Raw genomic sequence first — 16,453 nt, forward strand, 5'->3', positions numbered from 1 at the left:
GAACGGCAGGGAAAGGAAAGTGCACCGGCATGTGAGGCTCCCGCTCGTGTGGCCATGGTCATGATCGGGCGCGAGGCCGGTCTTCGGACTTGCCTGGTCCTTCGCTCACGCGAAGGCCGGGTTCACCGCAGCGGGCCTGTGCCGGACTCTCACCGACTTCCCAGATTCTCCCCGTCACCCAAAGCCACCGTCTCCGATGGTTCGGCTTTCCGGGGCACCTCGTGCCTATGCCCACATGATAACGTCCTTTGTCGTGTCCGACGGAACCCGCGCGGCGGTTGGCCGCACCACCGGCCGGGTGATCGTCGTCGGCGTTGCGGCCGACGGTGTGCACGCGGTCAGCGAGGAACTCGCCGGATCCGGGACCCTGGTCGTCGGTGCGGCGCGGCACCTGGGTCTACTGCCCCCGGTCCGCGGGCAGGCGCGGCTCCCCCTACCCTCTCCGCTGAGGGCCGGGCTGGCTGAGATCGTCACCGCTCACCGCGACACCACGGTGGTGGTGCTGGCATCCGGCGACCCGTTGGTCTCGGGCATCGGCTCCGTCCTCATCGACATCCTCGGCCCCGACAGCGTCGAGATCCGACCTGCCGTCTCATCGGTGGCGTTGGCCCGGGCGGCGATGCGCTGGCCGGCGGAGTCCCACGGCCTGGTCAGCGTGGTGGGGCGTGACGTGTCGGTCGTGCTGCGGGACCTGGCGCCCGGCCGACGCCTCCTGGTGCTGTCCTCGGACGAGCTCACGCCGCGGCTCCTCGGTGCGCTCCTCGTCGAGGCCGGATACGGCTCGTCGCTTCTCACGGTACTGGGGAATCTCGGCGGCGACGAGAGCCGGCTCGACCTGGACGCCTTCGCCGCGGCCGCGGGCGTGGTCGCGGAGTTCCCGCGGCTCAACATCGTTGCGATCCAGTGCGTCGGGGAGCTGATCGCCGGGTGGACGGCGGGTGTGCCCGACAGCCTGTTGACGGGGGTGGAGACCCCCCTCCCTCGCGACGTCCGGGCATCGGCTCTGGCGCTGTTGGGGCCGGTCCCCGGCGGACGGCTGTGGGACATCGGCCGGGGCGCGGGTCCCGTGGCGGTCGAGTGGCTCCGCGCCCATCCCACCTGCCTCGCCACGGCCGTGGTGCCCGATGCGGCGGCAGCCGGGCCGATCGGCGGCCTCGCCGCCCGGCTCGGCGTACCACGGCTGCCGGTCGCGGTCGGGACGGCGCCGTCGGTCCTGGCTGGCCTGGCCCGGCCGGACGCTGTGCATCTCGGCCCCGGCGCGGCTGCAGCCCGGCTCGCTGCCGTCTGTCTTGGCGCGCTTCGGCCCGGCGGACGGCTCGTCGCACACGCCGTCGGGGAGGGGGAGGCTGCGCGGCTGCTGGAACTGCAGCACCGATTCGGGGGACAGCTCACCCGGATCGGTTGTGAGGTGCGGACGCCCTCGGGGTGGGTGCCCGGCTATGCGGTCACGCGGTGGGCGCTGACGATCGCCTGACCACAGGCTGCCTGCTGCGCGCCCGATCCCTGTCGTACAGGTAGGACTCGCCGCCCGAGGTCGGGTCCAGAGCCGGCCCAACCAGGATCACCGCCGCCTGCCGGAGCCCCGCGCTCTCGACGGCGTCCGCTATGGTCGCGACCGTCGCGGTGAGAATCTGCTGCTCCTGCTGGCTGGCCCGGTAGACGACGACGGCGGGGCAGCCCGCGCCGTACTCGGGCTCGATCTCCGCCATGAGGCTCCGCACCGTCGTCATGGCCAGGTGGAGCACGAGGGTGGCGCGGGTGGCGGCGAACGCGGCGAGCGACTCGGTGGCGGGCATCAGCGTCGAGCGGGCCTGGGTGCGGGTGAGGACCACAGACTGCGCCAGCAGCGGTACCGTCAGCTCCCGCCCGATCGCGGCGGCCGCGGCAGCGTAGGCGGGAACACCGGGGGTGACGTCCCACGGGACCCCGACCGCGTCGAGGCGTCGGGTCTGCTCCGCGAGCGCGGAATACAGCGACGGGTCACCGGAGGTGAGCCTGACCGCGACCCGGCCTGCGCGGTGCGCGGCCACGAGGTGGCCGGTGATCTCATCCAGGTCGAGGTGCTGCGTGTCCACGAGATCCGCTGACGGGCCTGCGTGTGACAGCACGTCGGGGTCCAGATAGGTGCCCGGATAGAGCACGACATCCGCGCCGGCGAGCAGGCGCGTGGCCCGTACGGTCAGCAGATCAGCGGCCCCGGGACCGGCCCCGACGAAGTGGACGCTCACCGCACGAACCTCGGGGTCCATACGCCGGCGGGCCCTACGCGGGTTGCCGAGGCGCCCACAATGAGGAGGCACTTCATGTCAATCGACGCCGGATCCAGCTCGCCGAGCGTGGTGACCGTGAGGGATTCCTCTCGTCGCCCGATGTCGCGGCCCACCACCACGACGGTGTCGCGGGCCCGGTGTTCCAGAAGTATGCGACGTGCCTCGGCGATCTGGGTGCTTCGGGTCCGCGAGGCAGGGTTGTAGATGGCCAGGACCAGATCGGCTTCAGCGATCGCGCGCAGCCGACGCTCCACCACTGCCCAGGGCTTGAGCCGGTCGGACAGGCTGACCACTGCGAAGTCGGCGCCGATCGGGGCCCCGGCGCGGGCGGCCACCGCCTGCACCGCGCTGACGCCGGGGAGAACGCGGATCCGCACGTCGGCGTAGACCGGATCCTCGGCCGCCTCGAACACGGCGGCGGCCATGCCGAAGATGCCGGCATCGCCCCCCGACACCACCGCGACCCGCTCGCCCGCGCGAGCGAGGTCGAGGGCGAGCCGGGCCCGTTCGACCTCGACGGTGTTGCCCGACGCATGCCGCGTCAGACCCACCCGGTGCGGGACCCGGTCCACGTAGGGTCCGTACCCGACGACGTGGTCCACGTCACTCAACGCCGTGACCGCCTCGCCCGTCATCCAGTCCTCCGGCCCAGGTCCGAGCCCGACGACGAGGACCTCACCGGTCTGCGAGGTGCTCAGCCCCGGCGTCGTCGGCTCGACGCCCTCGCCCTCGCCGTCGCGGGACCGGGTGCCGTTGAGTGAGTCGCCGGTGACGACGATGAGCGAGAAGTAGGGCACCTCGTCGGCCTGCACCGCGCTCACGGGCATCCAGCGCTCCTGACTCAGCGAGGCGCGCTCCACGTAGACGGCGTCGTTGAGCCGGCCCGAGACCTCCAGCGCGCGGCGGACCGCCGGGAAGGTGCGACCCAGCTTCATGATGATCGCTCCGTCCGTGTCGGCGAGGCGCCGGGCGAGTTCCTGCTCGGGGAGGGTTCCCGGGAGCACGGTCAGCACGTCGGTCTGGCGCACCAGGGGGCTGCGGATCGCGGCGGTGGCGGCGGCGAACGCCGGCACGCCGGGAACAATTTCGGTGTCGAAGTCCACGGCCAGCCGGTCAGACATGTACATGCAGGACCCGTAGAGCAGCGGGTCACCCTCAGCGAGCAGCACGACATCGCGCCCTGCCCGGAGATGCCCGGAGATCCGCGCCGCGGAGTCCGCGTAGAAGGCGGCCATGGCGCCCTCGTAACCGCCGGGGTGGTCCGTCTTCCCTGTCGTCAGCGGGTAGGTCAGCTGCTCCTCCACCACACCCGGCCGGAAGAGTCCGCCTGCGGTGCGGCGGGCGTTCGACTGGCGGCCCGCGGCGGCGTGGTAGGCCACCACGTCGGCGCCCTGGATGAGCCGCGCGGCCTTGAGTGTGATGAGCTCAGGGTCGCCGGGGCCGACTCCGACACCGTAGAACCGCCCGCTCATTCCTGCTCCAGTGCCAAGGCGTTGAGCGCCGAGGAGGTCATGGCCGATCCGCCCCGTCGGCCCAGGACCGTGAGATACGGGATGTCGATGCCGTGTCTGTCGTGAAGATCGATCAACTCCTGCTTGGACTCCGCTGCGCCGATGAAACCCACGGGGCAGCCGACGATCGCGGCGGGCCGGGGGGCGCCGTCGATGATCATTTCCAGGAGGTGGAACAGCGCGGTGGGGGCGTTGCCGATCGCGACGACGGCACCCTCGAGGAGCGGCTCCCACAGCGAGACCGCCGCCGCGGTGCGGGTGGTTCCCCAGGCCTTGGCGAGATCTGCGACGCGGCCGTCGTTGAGGAAGCACAGCACCTCGTTGTCGCGGGGTAGCCGACGGCGGGTGACGCCGGCGGCCACCATGGTGGCGTCGCAGAGGATGGGCGCCCCCGCCTCGAGGGCCCCTCGGGCGGCCGAGACGAGCTGCGGATGGATCACCAGGTCGCCCACGAGGTCAACCTGACCGCTGCCGTGGATCATCCGCACGGCCACCTTCTCGGCGTCCGGGGGAACGGAGGCGAGGTCGGCCGCGAGGCGGATGGCGGCGAAGGAGTTGACGTAGATGTCCTGGCCCTCGCCGATGTAGTCGTAGTGCCTGGTGGGCCGGGTCGGGTGCGTCATGCTGATTCTCCTCGGGGGACGAGCACACCCCGCCAGGGTGTGACGATGACTTCGGGCGCGCCGTCGGCCAGTGCGGCGATCTCGGTGCGGTCGAGCCCGTTGTCCGGCACGGGAACGTGCCTGCCCCCTGGTACCTCTCCGTAGGGGAGCGGCGCAGCCGGGGTCGGTAGCCGCGGATCCGGCGGGGCCGGGGCGACGAGGGGGGCGGCCAGTTCGCTCACGTGCCAGGGCGCCGTGGGTCCGGAACCACGAGTGGCGAGGAACCGTAGGGCCAGGGCCGCGAGGCTCTCCGGCGCCGCGGCAATGGGGACTACCTCGCCCCAGTCACCGCCGGCGCGCAGTTGCCCCGTGTCCGCGTCCAACGCGATGAAAGCGAGGTCCGAGCGACGCTCCATGAGGTCTCCCCGCCCGTCGTCGAGTACGACGAGGAACCGGCCCGGCAGGTCGGCCAGGCGCGGCGTGCCCTGCAGCAGGGAGTCGAAGGCTGCCGAGACCGGGCGCAGGTCCGCCCGGCCCCCGGCCAGTCCGCTCTGCGGTGAGACCATCACGTTGCGGACGAGTTCATGCGAGCGGCTGGGCAGAAGACCGGTGCTCTCGAGGGCGGCCAGTGCTTCCGCGTCGAGGCAGTCGTCGGTGCCGGGGAAGGCACGCACCTGCAGGTTGGCGCGCCCGGTGACGCGCACGCGACCATCGCCGAACCGCTCGGCCACCTCAGCGAGGGCGATCAGGGACCGGGTGGCCACGCGGCCACCGATGATGCGCAGGCGCACCAGGAGGCCGTCGTCGGCAGACCACGGACGCAGCGCGCCTGGGCACTGGTCTCGTCGGTCGCGGAGAAGTGTCATGGCAAGGAGGCCCTTCGGTCCGAGGCCCTTGCGCGGGGCCGCTCTGAGACCTGGCGGCGGTCGCCGCAAGGGCCAGCAGGTCTTCGGACTCGGGATCATTCGGGTCGGGGCGCCTTCCCGGGTATCACCCAGTGGCTGCCATCTCTGGCGTGCTCCGACCGTCACCCTCACCGCTGCGCGTCAGTCCCGGAATCGCACCGGGTTCCCTGACTCCGGGATGCGGAGTACGACTGGCAGCCGTCACCCTACCTCCTTTGCGCCGACACGACCCCTGGTCGTGGTCCCGACGAACTCAGTGCGGAGAATCTCAACCCGGAACTTTCCCCGGGCGGACGGTTGAGCGAAGAGTGATGCTCCTGTGCGTAGTCGTCAGTCGCTGTGCCGCGTTCTTTGAGCGTCGAGGCCGCTTCTCGGCGCCTCGGCCAGCAGGTGAGGGGGCGTGGCTGAGAGGGCCAGGCTCACGTTTTCGAGGCTTCGGAGCGGTTGCACTCCGCGCCTGGCCTTCTCACTCAGCGGGGACCGTTGGTTGAGCCGGGCGGCGTGGAGCGGGATCGACGCGCGTCAGCGTCGAGACCTTTCCGTGCCCGGTTCATGGGCTGGGGGAGCCCCAGATGGCGGCACTGCGTTCGATGAGGTTGTCGAGGCTGTGTTCGGCGTGCTTGTGGCGGGCGCTGTGGGTGTCCGGGTCTGGCGGTTCCGGTTCCCAGCCATGGGGGTCGTGTGGGCAGGGTGGTGCCCCTGCTTGGAGGTTGAGTTGTTGGAGTCGGTGGCGTTGGTGCTGGCGGGGTCGGCGGGCGGGGTCGATGTGTCGGGGTGGGGTGAACCATGGCAGGCCGGTGGCGGGGTCGAGGTGGACCCGCCACTGGGATTCCTCTGATTGGAGGGGGTCGGGTTCGACGAGGCGGTGGTGGTGTGGGCAGAGCAGAACTCCGTTGGCTAGGCAGGTGTCCCCGCCGGACCACCAGGGGATGATGTGGTGCGCCTGGCACGGTGCCGGTGGGGTGGTGCAGCCGGGGAATACGCATCCCTGGTCCCTCTGCACGATGGCGGCGCGGAGGGCGGGGGTGAACAGGCGGTGGGTGCGGCCGACGTCCAGGGGGCGGGAGGTGGTGCCTAGCACCATGGGGATCAGGTCGGCGTTGCAGGCCAGGCGACGTGCGTCGCTGGCCGAGAGCCGGTCGCCGCCCGCGCCGAGCAGTGTCACGTTGCCGAGGCCGGTGATGAGGGTGTCGTAGTCCATTGTGATGTGGACGTGGGGGCGGTCCACCCCGTGTGAGGGCAGTGTCCCGCCTCTGGCGGCGTGCTGGGTCAGCAGCACCAAAGCGTCGGCGCGGCGGGCGTCTCTGGTGGGCGTTTCGCTGGTGGCCGTGTACTTCGAGGCCGGAGGCATCAACGCATCGAGCTGGGCCGTCAACAGGGCGGCGTCGGCGAGCGGGAGCTGGCCCGTGATCCGCATCGAGCCGTGGTGGTCCGGGGCGAGGCGCAGGAACCTGTTCCGGTGCGCGGCGCGCTCCTCCCGCGCGAGGCGCTTGGCCTCGTCGGCGTCGGCGCGGTCTGGGTCGATGACCTCGGTCAGGCGTGAGGCGAGGGTCCGCAGCTCGGAGGGGCCCAGCTCGTCGACCCAGGTCAGGATCTCCCTCTGGCACAGCTCCAGCTCCGGCACGCTCAACCGGGCCGGCAGTTTCCGCAGCCCATCGGTGATCGCTTCGGCCTGCGCAGCCGAGATCAGCCCGGCCTGCAGGGCGTCCAGGATCAGGCGGAACCGTTCGGAGAGGTCTACGGCCAGCCGGATCGACGCCTTGGCCTGCGTCGGGGTGTGACGGGTCGATGAGGTGACGGCGTCGAGGACCTTGGCGGCCTCGGGCATGAAGCGGGCCTGGTCCAGCACGGCCAGCCGGAGCCCGGCCAGATGTGCCTCGGCCTCCGCAAGGGCCTCCAGGAAGCCGCTCACGCTCTCCGGGCCGGCGGCGGTGGCGGCACGGGCGGAATCCCAGGCGGCAGCCATGAACTGCTGCTCAAGCTCCCACACCCCCGCGTCGTTCATACGCACTATTACATCGTCCCCCACTGACAGAAACGGATCCAGAAGAGCCCCTTCGGCACCTACTTTGGTCACAGTTTCATAACGCTTCTGGCGGGTCTCTCAGACCGGAAACACCCCCGTCAAGGCTCGACGGTCCGAGGGGTGGCAGTGCCGGAGTTCCGCTCGGGTAACGGGTCACGCGACGCCCTACCATCGGATGGCTCGGGCCCACCATGCCCTCCCCGGTAGTGCCGCGGAGTGCCGCAGTTAGTCTCCACTGCGTGAGCGACGAACGATCGATCGGGATGGCGACGCCCGCCGAGATGGCCAGGCTGGTGCAGGACGCCATGCTTTACAAGGCACAGGCGACCGTCCCGAGGACCTTGCTTCTCTCGTTGACCGGCGGCGGCTACATCGCGCTCGGCTTCGTGTTCTACGTGACCACGCAGGTGGGGGCGGAGGCGATGCCGTGGGGCGTGGCCAAGCTGCTCGGGGGTGTGGTGTTCAGCGTCGGCCTGATCCTCGTCGTCCTGACCGGCGCGGACCTGTTCACGTCCACCACGATGACGCTGATGCTCAAGGCCTCGGGGCACCTGTCCTGGTGGAGGCTGCTGCGGCACTGGGGCCTGGTCTATCTCGGCAACGCCGCGGGCGCCCTGACCATCGTCGCGCTGATGATTCTCGGCGGGGTGCAGCACAGCGCCGACGACGCCTGGGGTCAGGTGGTGCTCGCCTCCGCGAGCCACAAGCTCGACCATTCGTTCGTTCAGGCGCTCGCGTTGGGGATCGCGTGCAACCTGCTCGTGTGCCTGGCGGTGTGGGCGGCGTTCTCCGGGCGGACCACCACCGACAAGATCCTCGCGCTCATCGGGCCGGTGGCGCTGTTCGTCGCCACCGGGTTCGAGCACTCTGTGGCCAACATGTTCCTGGTGCCGCTGGCCATCCTCATCCAGCCGGAGCTGGCCCCCGTCGGGTTCGAGCCCCTGACCTGGGGCCACTTCCTTACCGCCAACCTGATCCCGGTGACCCTGGGGAACATCATCGGTGGCGGCCTGATGATCGGGCTGTTCTACTGGCTGGTCTTCCGCCCGAAGCGCGACGCCGCCCGTTGAGTCGGACGCACCGCCACCGTCATGGACCGAAGGCTCCGGCCCCAGATGAAGCCCTTCCCGATGGAGCACCGACGCGGCCGACCTGACTCCCAGCCAGTTTGCTGAGCGGCTATGAGTCGGGGTTGCTTGAGCTCTGGGCGAGTGCGAGCACCGCAGTCACCAGGTCGGTGATTCCGGGCTCTTCGATCGGGAAGTGTCCGCACTCCCGGAGCATGACGACTCTTCCCGGCGAGGCCAGCCGCCGTAACACGCGCATGCTCAGTTCGACGGGCGTCCAGGCGTCCAGGCTGGGATGTAGCAGCAGCACCGGTGTTCGCATCGACTCCGGCGGGACGTGCCGGTAGTGCATGTAGGAGGCCAGGAACCCGACGGGGACGGCGACGCCGCCCCCGAGGGAGTCATTCGCGCACAGCTGCGACAGCCCAGGGTTGCGGCTCATCATCGATAGGGGCGCCACCCAGCGCATCGGAACCATCGCCGTCTCGATCCGCCCACGGGCCAGGGTCGCAAGCGGGCCTGCGAGGATCCCCAGCGGCCCAAAGCGCGTCAGATGCGCGCGGACGCGCCAGTCGCGGGGATCGAGAAGGCAGGTGGCCGCCACCGTCATGGCACGCCCGGATCGGGCGGCGACCTCGTAAGCCAGCATGCCGCCGATGCTCGCGCCGAACAGGATCAGCGGCCGCTCGTCGTCCTCGGCATCGACGAAATCGATGAGGAGCTCTACCCAGTCGTCGTAGCGCACAGCACCGGGTCTGGGGGAGGTCGTCCGACCGTAGAGGGGGAGGTCGACGGCGGCGACGTCCAGCCCTCGCTCGGCAAGGAGCGCGGCCAGGGGCCAGAGGGCTCCGCTGTGGCCTCCTGCGCCGTGGATCACCAGCACCCTGACCGACAGTTCAGGACGGCGGGCTCGGGCGATGTGGACTTTGTGGCCGCGCCAGTTCCACCAGGTCTCCTGCGGTTCCAGCCCTGCGGCCGAGCGACGTCCGGGTGGCAGGAACGAGGCGTAGGGATTGGCCGTCACGCTCTGACGCTACCAACTGCCCGGGGGTGTCCTGGGCTCATCCCGCAAGGGCGGAGCCAATAGCAGCTACTAAGCGTCAGCGAGAGCGCAGCGCACGACTCTGCCACCAAGAACCGGGTTGATGAGCGGCGCAACGGCCGCCCAGGCGTTGCCCACGGCGGGCCAACCGACCACCGGCAGTGACCGATCCGGTGACGGGTCTTCTCTACCGCCCAGCGTGGAGGTGTTCGTAGAGCATGGCGGGGAGGGCCTTGGAGAGTTCGCTGTACAGGTCCTGGTCGCTGAAGATGTCGTAGACGAGCAGCGGGGTGCGGTCGCGGACGCCCATCACCGCGTCAATGAAGGCCTTGGGCAACGCCGGCGATTCGCTGAACTGCTGCGCGGTGTTGGCCCTGGCCTGGCTGGCGAGGGTTTCGTCGTGGGCGAGGTTGACGACGATGCTGGACATGGTGCCAGCCACGACGCCGGGGCCGTACTTGTCGCCGAAGCGTTCGTTGAGTTTGGTGATGATCTCGTCGAGGGCGCTGCGGTGCTTCTCGTGGATGGTGCCGGATCCGATCGCGGTGATCGGGTCCAGGCCCGGCCCCTCTGCGAGGGTGAGCTTCACGGAGTCGCCCTGGGCGATGGTGTAGCCGGTCAGCTTGACCTGCGAGATGTCGACTGGGTCCTCGATGGTGGCGGTCGAGAGCCTGGGCAGGGTCCGACGGAGGAAGAAGTGCAGCCGTGGCAGGTCGGTGTCCTCGAGGTTGCGGGCCTGGGAGATGAAGTCGTAGAACTTCACGAAACCGGCCGCGTCGGACTTGAACAGCTTCAACTCGTCCATGACCGATCGGTCGTCGTGGATGAACGCTTCCTGCCATCGCTTCGTGAACCGCTTGACGGCGGGCTCTGTCGCGGCGTGGAGTGCGCTGTTGGACTCGACCCCGCCCTCTAGGGCGGCGTCGAATGCCTGCTCGACCTCGGACCAGTGGTAGATGCCGGCGGAGTCGAGCTTGGTCTTGAGGTCGTAGACGAGGTTCGGGTCCGTGGTCGCTGTGAGGGTTGCCTTGCGGTAGTACGGCAGGAACGCTTCGAGGATCGCCTCGGGTTCATTGACGAAGTCAAGGACGAACGTCCTGTCCTTGCCCGGGTAGGTGCGGTTGAGGCGCGACAGGGTCTGCACGGCCTGCACGCCGCCGAGCTTCTTGTCGACGTACATCGCCACCAGGCGTGGCTGGTCGAATCCGGTCTGGAACTTCTCGGCCACGATCATCACGTTGTAGACCGCCGGCTTGAACGCCTCGGCCAGATCGGAGGTCCACACGCCTGGGTTCTGCGTCTTCTCCGTCAGGCCCTCGCCGACGTCGTCAGGGTCGTCGACGGTGCCGGAGAACGCCACCAGCGCTCTGACGTCCTGGATGTGGCCGTCGGCGAGGTAGGCGTCGAGGTACTTCTTCCACCGCACCGCCTCCTTGCGGGAGCCGGTGACCACCATCGCCTTGGCCTTGCCGTCCAGGAGGGGTTGGACGAAGGTGCGGAAGTGGTCGACGACGATCTTGACCTTCTGCGAGATGTTCGTCGGATGCAGCCGCACGAACCGCACCAGCGCCTTCACCGCGGTGGACTCGTCAACCCCACCGGGCGCGTCGTAGTCCTGGCCCGGATGCTGGAGCTGCCACGCCACCTTGTAGGGGGTGTAGTTGGTCAGCACGTCGAGGATGAACTCCTCCTCAATGGCCTGCTGCATCGAGTACAGGTCGAACGGCTCCGGCAACTCCCCACCCTCGGGAATCCGCCCGAACAGCTCGAGAGTCTTGGCCTTCGGTGTGGCGGTGAACGCGAAGTACGAGATGTTCGCGGCGTGCGCGGCGACCTCCATCGCCCACTGGAGGTAGGCCTCGGCGTCCACCGGGGCTCCCTCGGCGACGGCGGCGAGCTCGTCGGGCGAGAGGACCTTGGTCAGCGCGCCGGCGGTGGAGCCGGTCTGCGACGAGTGGGCCTCGTCGGCGATCACCGCGAACCGGCGCCCCTGCAGTTGCTTCTCGGTGCTGATCAGCTTGATCAGCGCCTCGAACGTCTGGATGGTGACGATCACGATCTGCTTCCCACCGGTCAGCGCCGCGGCGAGCTCCTTCGACTTCGACTCGCCGTCGGCGCGGGTGATGGACTTCACCACCCCCGCGTGGCGCTCGAACTGGCCAATCGCGTCCTGGAGCTGCTTGTCCAGCACCGTGCGGTCGGTCACCACGACGACCGTGTCGAAGACCTTCGCGTTGCCCTCGTCGTGGAGTTGGGAGAGCTGGTGCGCGAGCCACGCGATCGAGTTGGTCTTGCCCGAACCGGCCGAATGCTGAATCAGGTACCTCTGGCCGGAGCCCTCGGCGCGGGCATCCTCGACGAGGCGGGTCACGGCCCGCCACTGGTGGTAGCGGGGGAACAGGATCTTCTCCACCCGGGTCTTCTTGCCAGTGTCGTGATCGACCTCGGTCTCGACCTGGGTGTGCATGAACGAGCCGATGATCCGCAGCCACGTGTCGCGCTGCAGAATCTGCTCCCAGAAGTACGACGACGCCGACCCGTCGGGGTTCAGCGGGTTGCCCTTGCCCTCATCGCTGCCCTGGTTGAACGGCAGGAACCGCGTCTTCGGCCCAGCCAGCCGGGTGGTCATCGCCACCTCGGAATTCGACACCGCGAAGTGCACCAGGGCGCGGCGGCCATACGCGAACAGCGGCTCCCCGGCCGGGCTCCGGTCGAACTGGTACTGCTTCGTGGCGTTCGACAGGGCCTGTGTGAAGTCCGTCTTCAGCTCCACCGTCGCCACCGGCAGCCCATTGACGAACAGCACCAGGTCGAGCGCCTTGTGCGGATGCTTGGCCGAGTAGCGGACCTGCCGCATCACCCGCAGCCGCATCTTCGAGTAGTCCTGGAGCGTGTCCGGGTTGATCGACGTGGCGGGCTGGAACTGCGCCATCCGCACCTTCACCGTGCCACCCGTCGGCGGCACGACGCTGAACCCGCCGCGCAGCACCTGGAGGGTGCCGCCGTTCTTGAACGGGTCGTTGTCCAGCGCCTTCGCCAGGCGCTTCAGGAGCAGCGCCTTCGCCGCCTCCTGCCGCAACTGACTGTCAGAGGGGCGGACGACCTTCGCGTACTCGGCCGGCTGCGTATCCTCGAACCAACCCAGGACGTCCTCCGGGAACAGCGCGAGCGCCCGGTCATACCCCGCGTCGGTCGGCGAGTACAGCCAGCCGTTCGCCGCGAGGTGCTCGGCGATCTCCGTCTCCAGCACCGATTCCAGATGCGCCCCAGCCAATCCGCTCATGCGCTCACCCCTACGTCGATCTTGCCCGTTACCGCGGCGGAAATCAGCGCCGCGCGCCGCTCACGCGCGAGATCGGCGCAGCGCATTGCGTTCGTCATGGCTGCGTTGATGTGCGCAGTTTGCTCTTTCACATAAGCGACGATCGCACGCTGTTCCTCCAGCGGAGGCACCGGGATGCGGAACGCGCGCACAGTCTCCTGGTTGATGTTCGGCTGACCGCCGCCGACAGCCTTGAGCATTAGTCTCTCGCGGCTGGCCTGCAATGCGAGCTCAACGTACTCCACGTCGCAGCCGGTGGGACGAGATAGAGCACACACCGCCTGATTGCTCGCCGCGGGCACTCTCAAGATGGCGGTACGTCCAATAGTGGCGCCGTACATGGCGATGAGTAGCGCGCCCTCTGGATGGAGTCGGAGAGCCGGCGTCGTCGCAAGAATCTCCGCACTTACGCCACGGAGAGTTGCCGTGATCTCTGCCTCCCGCAGTTCACCCGTCGTGACCCAGGGGACGTCCGAATGATCGGCGTCGAGAATCTGCTCAGGGGCGGGCGTCGTCCCGCTTGCTGTACTGCCGAATAAGAACGATAGGCGGAGCATTCGCCAGCGCATGGGTATGGGCCCTACCTGTTCGTCACCGGAGTCAACAAGATCTTCATCGGAACGGATTCCAGTGGTGGTGGCGTTGCGAATTACTGTGGCGCGTCGTTCTGTGAGGAGGGCGATGAGTTCTTCGTTCTTCGCGATGAACGCGTCGATCTGGGCCGTCTCCCGATCCAGGAAGTCCGCAATCGTTCGCTGATTGGCAGCATGGATGTCGGAGATTGGTAGGCGTGCGACCTTCTCTGCGGTGAAGTGTGGGATGGTGGCCGTGCTAACGAAGGACTCAATCTCTCCCGAGAGTAGGGCAGCCTGTACTGCGTAGTCGATGAACCTCGCGTCAGCCAGACCTGACTTTGGGCGGACCCGCACGATCGAGTTCTGGAAGCCCCATCCGTCAAGATCCTGGTCCAGCACGGCGGAGCGCCCGTACCCAGCGCCGCCCTCGACGACGACCACGTCGCCACGCCGAAGTGTTAGGGTTTTGAGTTCGGCGGACGAGAACCACATGCGTTGATCCGGGAGCTCGATCACGCGTCCACCTGGTTGGACGTGCGCAGCTCTCAGGTAGGGAGCCAGGACATGTCCCTCAGCACCGGATGACTGAACCATCTTGCCCAGTGCGCAGCTGGCCAAGCGTTTCAGCTGTACGCGTCGCGGGATAGACACAGTTACCGCTCGACCTCGGTGAGCATGGCCCGGAGGTCGTTCATCACGGCTTCGAGTTCGCGGTCGATCTCTTCCAGGGGTCGCGGCGGGACGTAGGTGTAGAAGTGGCGCGTGAAGGGGATCTCGGCGCCTTCTTTGGTCTTGGCGTGGTCGATCCAGGCGTCCGGGGCGTAGGGGAGCACCTCGCGGTACAAATACTCGTTGACGTCCTGGTCCCAGGGCACGTTCTCGGTGTCACGGAGAGAGGTGTCGGGTTCGGGGTCGCCGGCGGCGTCGGTGCAGACGCCCGCCGCGTCGTCCTGCTCGCCGAGCGCAACGGTGACCGCCTTGAGGATCGGCGCGGCGAGCTTCAGCCCCTGGGCCGCGGTGGCTGTCTTGAGGGCCTTGTGGAACTGGTCGCGGTTCGTCCAAACCGCGTCCCCGTCGAGCGATTCGAGGGCGGCGCGCAGGCTTGCGGCGTCGTCGTCGATGAGCTTCTGCACGGGCTTGGCCTCGAAGACCAGGTCGATGGCGTCTGGGGTGGCCTGCCAGCGGAGCCTCAGAGGGCGTTCGACGGTGACGGTGCGGTAGAGGAAGTCCTCGTTGCGGAAGATCTTCGAGTGCTCGCCATCGGTGAAGCCGGAGTAGAGGGTGACGATTCGGGTGATGTCGGCCGGGGTGAGTTCGTTGCGCTTGGAGCCCAGGCCCTTGCGAAGCTTGCCGTAGAACTCGCGGGCATCGATGAGCTGGACCGTGCCCTCGCGCTCGGGGTCCTTGCGGTTGGTGAGGATCCAGATGTAGGTGGAGATGCCGGTGTTGTAGAACATGTCCTTCGGCAGGCCGATGATCGCCTCGACGAGGTCGTTGTCGAGGAGCCACTTGCGGATGTTCGACTCGCCGCCGCCCGCGCCGCCGGAGAACAGGGGCGAGCCGTTGAGGACGATGGCCATGCGGGAGCCGCCGTAGGCGGGCTTGCGCATCTTCGAGACGAGGTGGAGCAGGAACAGCATCGCCCCGTCGGACACGGCGGGGGTGCCTGGGCCGAAGCGGCCGACGAAGCCCAGCGTCTTGTGCTCGTTGTCGACCATATCGCGCTGATCCTTCCAGTCGACGCCGAAGGGCGGGTTGGAGAGTGCGTAGTCGAACTTCTTGTCGGGGAAGTGGTCCTCGGTGAGGGTGTCGCCGAGGCGGATGTTGTCGACGTCTTGACCCTTGATGACCATGTCGGCCTTGCAGATGGCGTAGGAGGAGTCGTTGTAGTCCTGCCCGTACAGGGCCAGCTGGATGTCGGGGTTCATGCCGCGGAGGTGTTCGTCGGCCACCGACAGCATGCCGCCGGTGCCGGCGGTGGGGTCGTAGATCGAGCGCACAATGCCTGTCTTGGACAGGGCGGCGTCGTCGGTGGCGAACAGCAGCTGCACCATCAGCGAGATGACCTCGCGCGGGGTGTAGTGATCGCCGGCGGTCTCGTTGGAGCGCTCGTTCGCCCACCGGATCAGCTCCTCGAACACCAGCCCCATCTGGATGTTGGAGACCGTGTTGGGATGGAAGTCGGCCTGGGCGAACTTCTCCGTGACGGCGAACAGCTTGTTCTTGTCGGCCAGCTTGTCCAGGGTCTTGTCGAAGTCGAAGCGGTCGAAGATGTCGCGCACGTTGGGGGAGAAGCCTGCGATGTAGGCCGCGATGTTGGGGCGCAGGTCCTGAGGGTCGGCGACGAGCTTGGCGAAGTCGAACGGGCTGGTGTTGTAGAACTGGCGGCCCGAGGCGGTGGTGAGTTTCACGTGGCGGAGCATCTCCGGGAGCCCCTCCGCGTCGGGGGCAGCATCGAGCACGGCTTGCTTGGTCTCGGCCAAGACGGCGTCGAGGCGGCGGAGCACCGTGAACGGGAGGACCACCGAGCCGTACTCGGATGGCTTGAACGGACCTCGCAGTGACTCGGCGATGTTCCAGATGAACGAGACGTGATTCACCACGAGGGATACTCCTACGGCGTTGCGGCTTCGGTCCGCGCACGGACGCGCGGGCTTCCATCTTGGCGCACCAGTCGTCCACCGGGCCGGGGACCCACCGGTGGCGCGTGAGTCGGCCAGCCGCCCCTGGTCCCTGGGGAGCTCGCGTAGCTTCGACACACGCTGCGCCGCTGCGCGGCTTGGCCTGGCTCACCCAGCGGGGGTGGGACCGCCCCGGGCCCGCGGGGAGCTCACGTGGCTTCGACACACGCTGCGCCGTTTCGCGGCTTGGCGTGGCTCACCCAGCGAAATGGCGACACCCAGCGGGAACGGCCTGGCGTGGCTCACCCTGCTGTACCGCTGGTTGAGCCGGGCCGCGAGGAGCGAAGCGACGCGCGCCCGTGTCGAAACCAACGTGAGTTCACCAGCGACTCGCGGGCAGGTCCTCGAACCGGGTGCCAGAGGCTTCGACGCACGCTGCGCCGCTTCGCGGCTTGGCGTGGCTCACCCAGCGGGGGGCGGCTTGGCGTGGCTCACCCAGCGGAACCCCCGCA

Annotated in this window: 11 protein-coding genes and 2 riboswitches; of the genes, 2 read left to right on the forward strand and 9 right to left on the reverse strand. The window is 68.6% G+C overall.

The window, feature by feature from the left end:
- Window positions 1–56: 56 nt before the first annotated feature.
- Window positions 57–204: riboswitch (cobalamin riboswitch) on the reverse strand.
- Window positions 205–253: 49 nt separating this feature from the next.
- Window positions 254–1,474 (forward strand): precorrin-6y C5,15-methyltransferase (decarboxylating) subunit CbiE, encoded by a 1,221-nt coding sequence (cbiE, locus tag H5399_RS06975; RefSeq protein ID WP_370585703.1) that lies wholly within the window; start codon window positions 254–256, stop codon window positions 1,472–1,474.
- Here the strand turns inward: cbiE and H5399_RS06980 are convergent.
- The 5 genes from H5399_RS06980 to H5399_RS07000 form a co-directional block, all read right to left on the reverse strand.
- Window positions 1,446–2,249: a cobalt-precorrin-4/precorrin-4 C(11)-methyltransferase gene (locus H5399_RS06980; protein ID WP_182782292.1), complete on the reverse strand. Its 804-nt coding sequence runs from the start codon at window positions 2,247–2,249 to the stop codon at window positions 1,446–1,448. The genes cbiE and H5399_RS06980 overlap by 29 nt on opposite strands.
- Window positions 2,225–3,742 carry a precorrin-2 C(20)-methyltransferase gene (locus tag H5399_RS06985; protein ID WP_182782293.1) on the reverse strand — a complete coding sequence of 506 codons (1,518 nt, stop codon included), beginning with the start codon at window positions 3,740–3,742 and terminating at the stop codon, window positions 2,225–2,227. The genes H5399_RS06980 and H5399_RS06985 overlap by 25 nt, the downstream gene beginning before the upstream one ends.
- Entirely contained in the window at window positions 3,739–4,404 is a 666-nt protein-coding gene (locus H5399_RS06990; protein ID WP_182782294.1) for a precorrin-8X methylmutase, read from the reverse strand. Before H5399_RS06990 ends, H5399_RS06985 begins: the two co-directional genes overlap by 4 nt.
- On the reverse strand, window positions 4,401–5,249 hold the full coding sequence (locus H5399_RS06995; RefSeq protein ID WP_182782295.1) for a nitrite reductase: 849 nt from the start codon (window positions 5,247–5,249) through the stop codon (window positions 4,401–4,403). The genes H5399_RS06990 and H5399_RS06995 overlap by 4 nt, the downstream gene beginning before the upstream one ends.
- Window positions 5,250–5,305: 56 nt before the next feature.
- Window positions 5,306–5,499: riboswitch (cobalamin riboswitch) on the reverse strand.
- Window positions 5,500–5,838: 339 nt separating this feature from the next.
- Window positions 5,839–7,293 (reverse strand): HNH endonuclease signature motif containing protein, encoded by a 1,455-nt coding sequence (locus H5399_RS07000; RefSeq protein WP_255422147.1) that lies wholly within the window; start codon window positions 7,291–7,293, stop codon window positions 5,839–5,841.
- A 260-nt stretch (window positions 7,294–7,553) separates the two neighbouring features.
- Here H5399_RS07000 and H5399_RS07005 point away from each other — a divergent pair, with 260 nt between their 5' ends.
- The gene (locus tag H5399_RS07005) at window positions 7,554–8,384 is read left to right on the forward strand and encodes a formate transporter FocA (RefSeq protein WP_220490875.1); all 831 of its coding nucleotides are present in this window, start codon (window positions 7,554–7,556) and stop codon (window positions 8,382–8,384) included.
- Between the two features lie 109 nt (window positions 8,385–8,493).
- On the opposite strand, the gene H5399_RS07010 is transcribed toward H5399_RS07005, so the two are convergent.
- From H5399_RS07010 to H5399_RS07025, 4 genes are all read right to left on the reverse strand, one after another.
- The gene (locus H5399_RS07010; protein WP_182782297.1) at window positions 8,494–9,405 is read right to left on the reverse strand and encodes an alpha/beta hydrolase; all 912 of its coding nucleotides are present in this window, start codon (window positions 9,403–9,405) and stop codon (window positions 8,494–8,496) included.
- Between the two features lie 205 nt (window positions 9,406–9,610).
- Window positions 9,611–12,706: a type I restriction endonuclease subunit R gene (locus H5399_RS07015; RefSeq protein WP_182782298.1), complete on the reverse strand. Its 3,096-nt coding sequence runs from the start codon at window positions 12,704–12,706 to the stop codon at window positions 9,611–9,613.
- Window positions 12,703–13,836 carry a restriction endonuclease subunit S gene (locus H5399_RS18480; RefSeq protein ID WP_182782299.1) on the reverse strand — a complete coding sequence of 378 codons (1,134 nt, stop codon included), beginning with the start codon at window positions 13,834–13,836 and terminating at the stop codon, window positions 12,703–12,705. Before H5399_RS18480 ends, H5399_RS07015 begins: the two co-directional genes overlap by 4 nt.
- A gap of 137 nt (window positions 13,837–13,973) precedes the next feature.
- A complete protein-coding gene (locus H5399_RS07025) occupies window positions 13,974–15,923 on the reverse strand; it encodes a class I SAM-dependent DNA methyltransferase (RefSeq protein ID WP_182782300.1) in 1,950 nt (649 codons plus the stop codon).
- Window positions 15,924–16,453 lie beyond the last annotated feature (530 nt).

This window comes from Tessaracoccus sp. MC1627 (genome assembly GCF_014164725.1).
Classification (GTDB): Bacteria; Actinomycetota; Actinomycetes; order Propionibacteriales; family Propionibacteriaceae; genus Arachnia.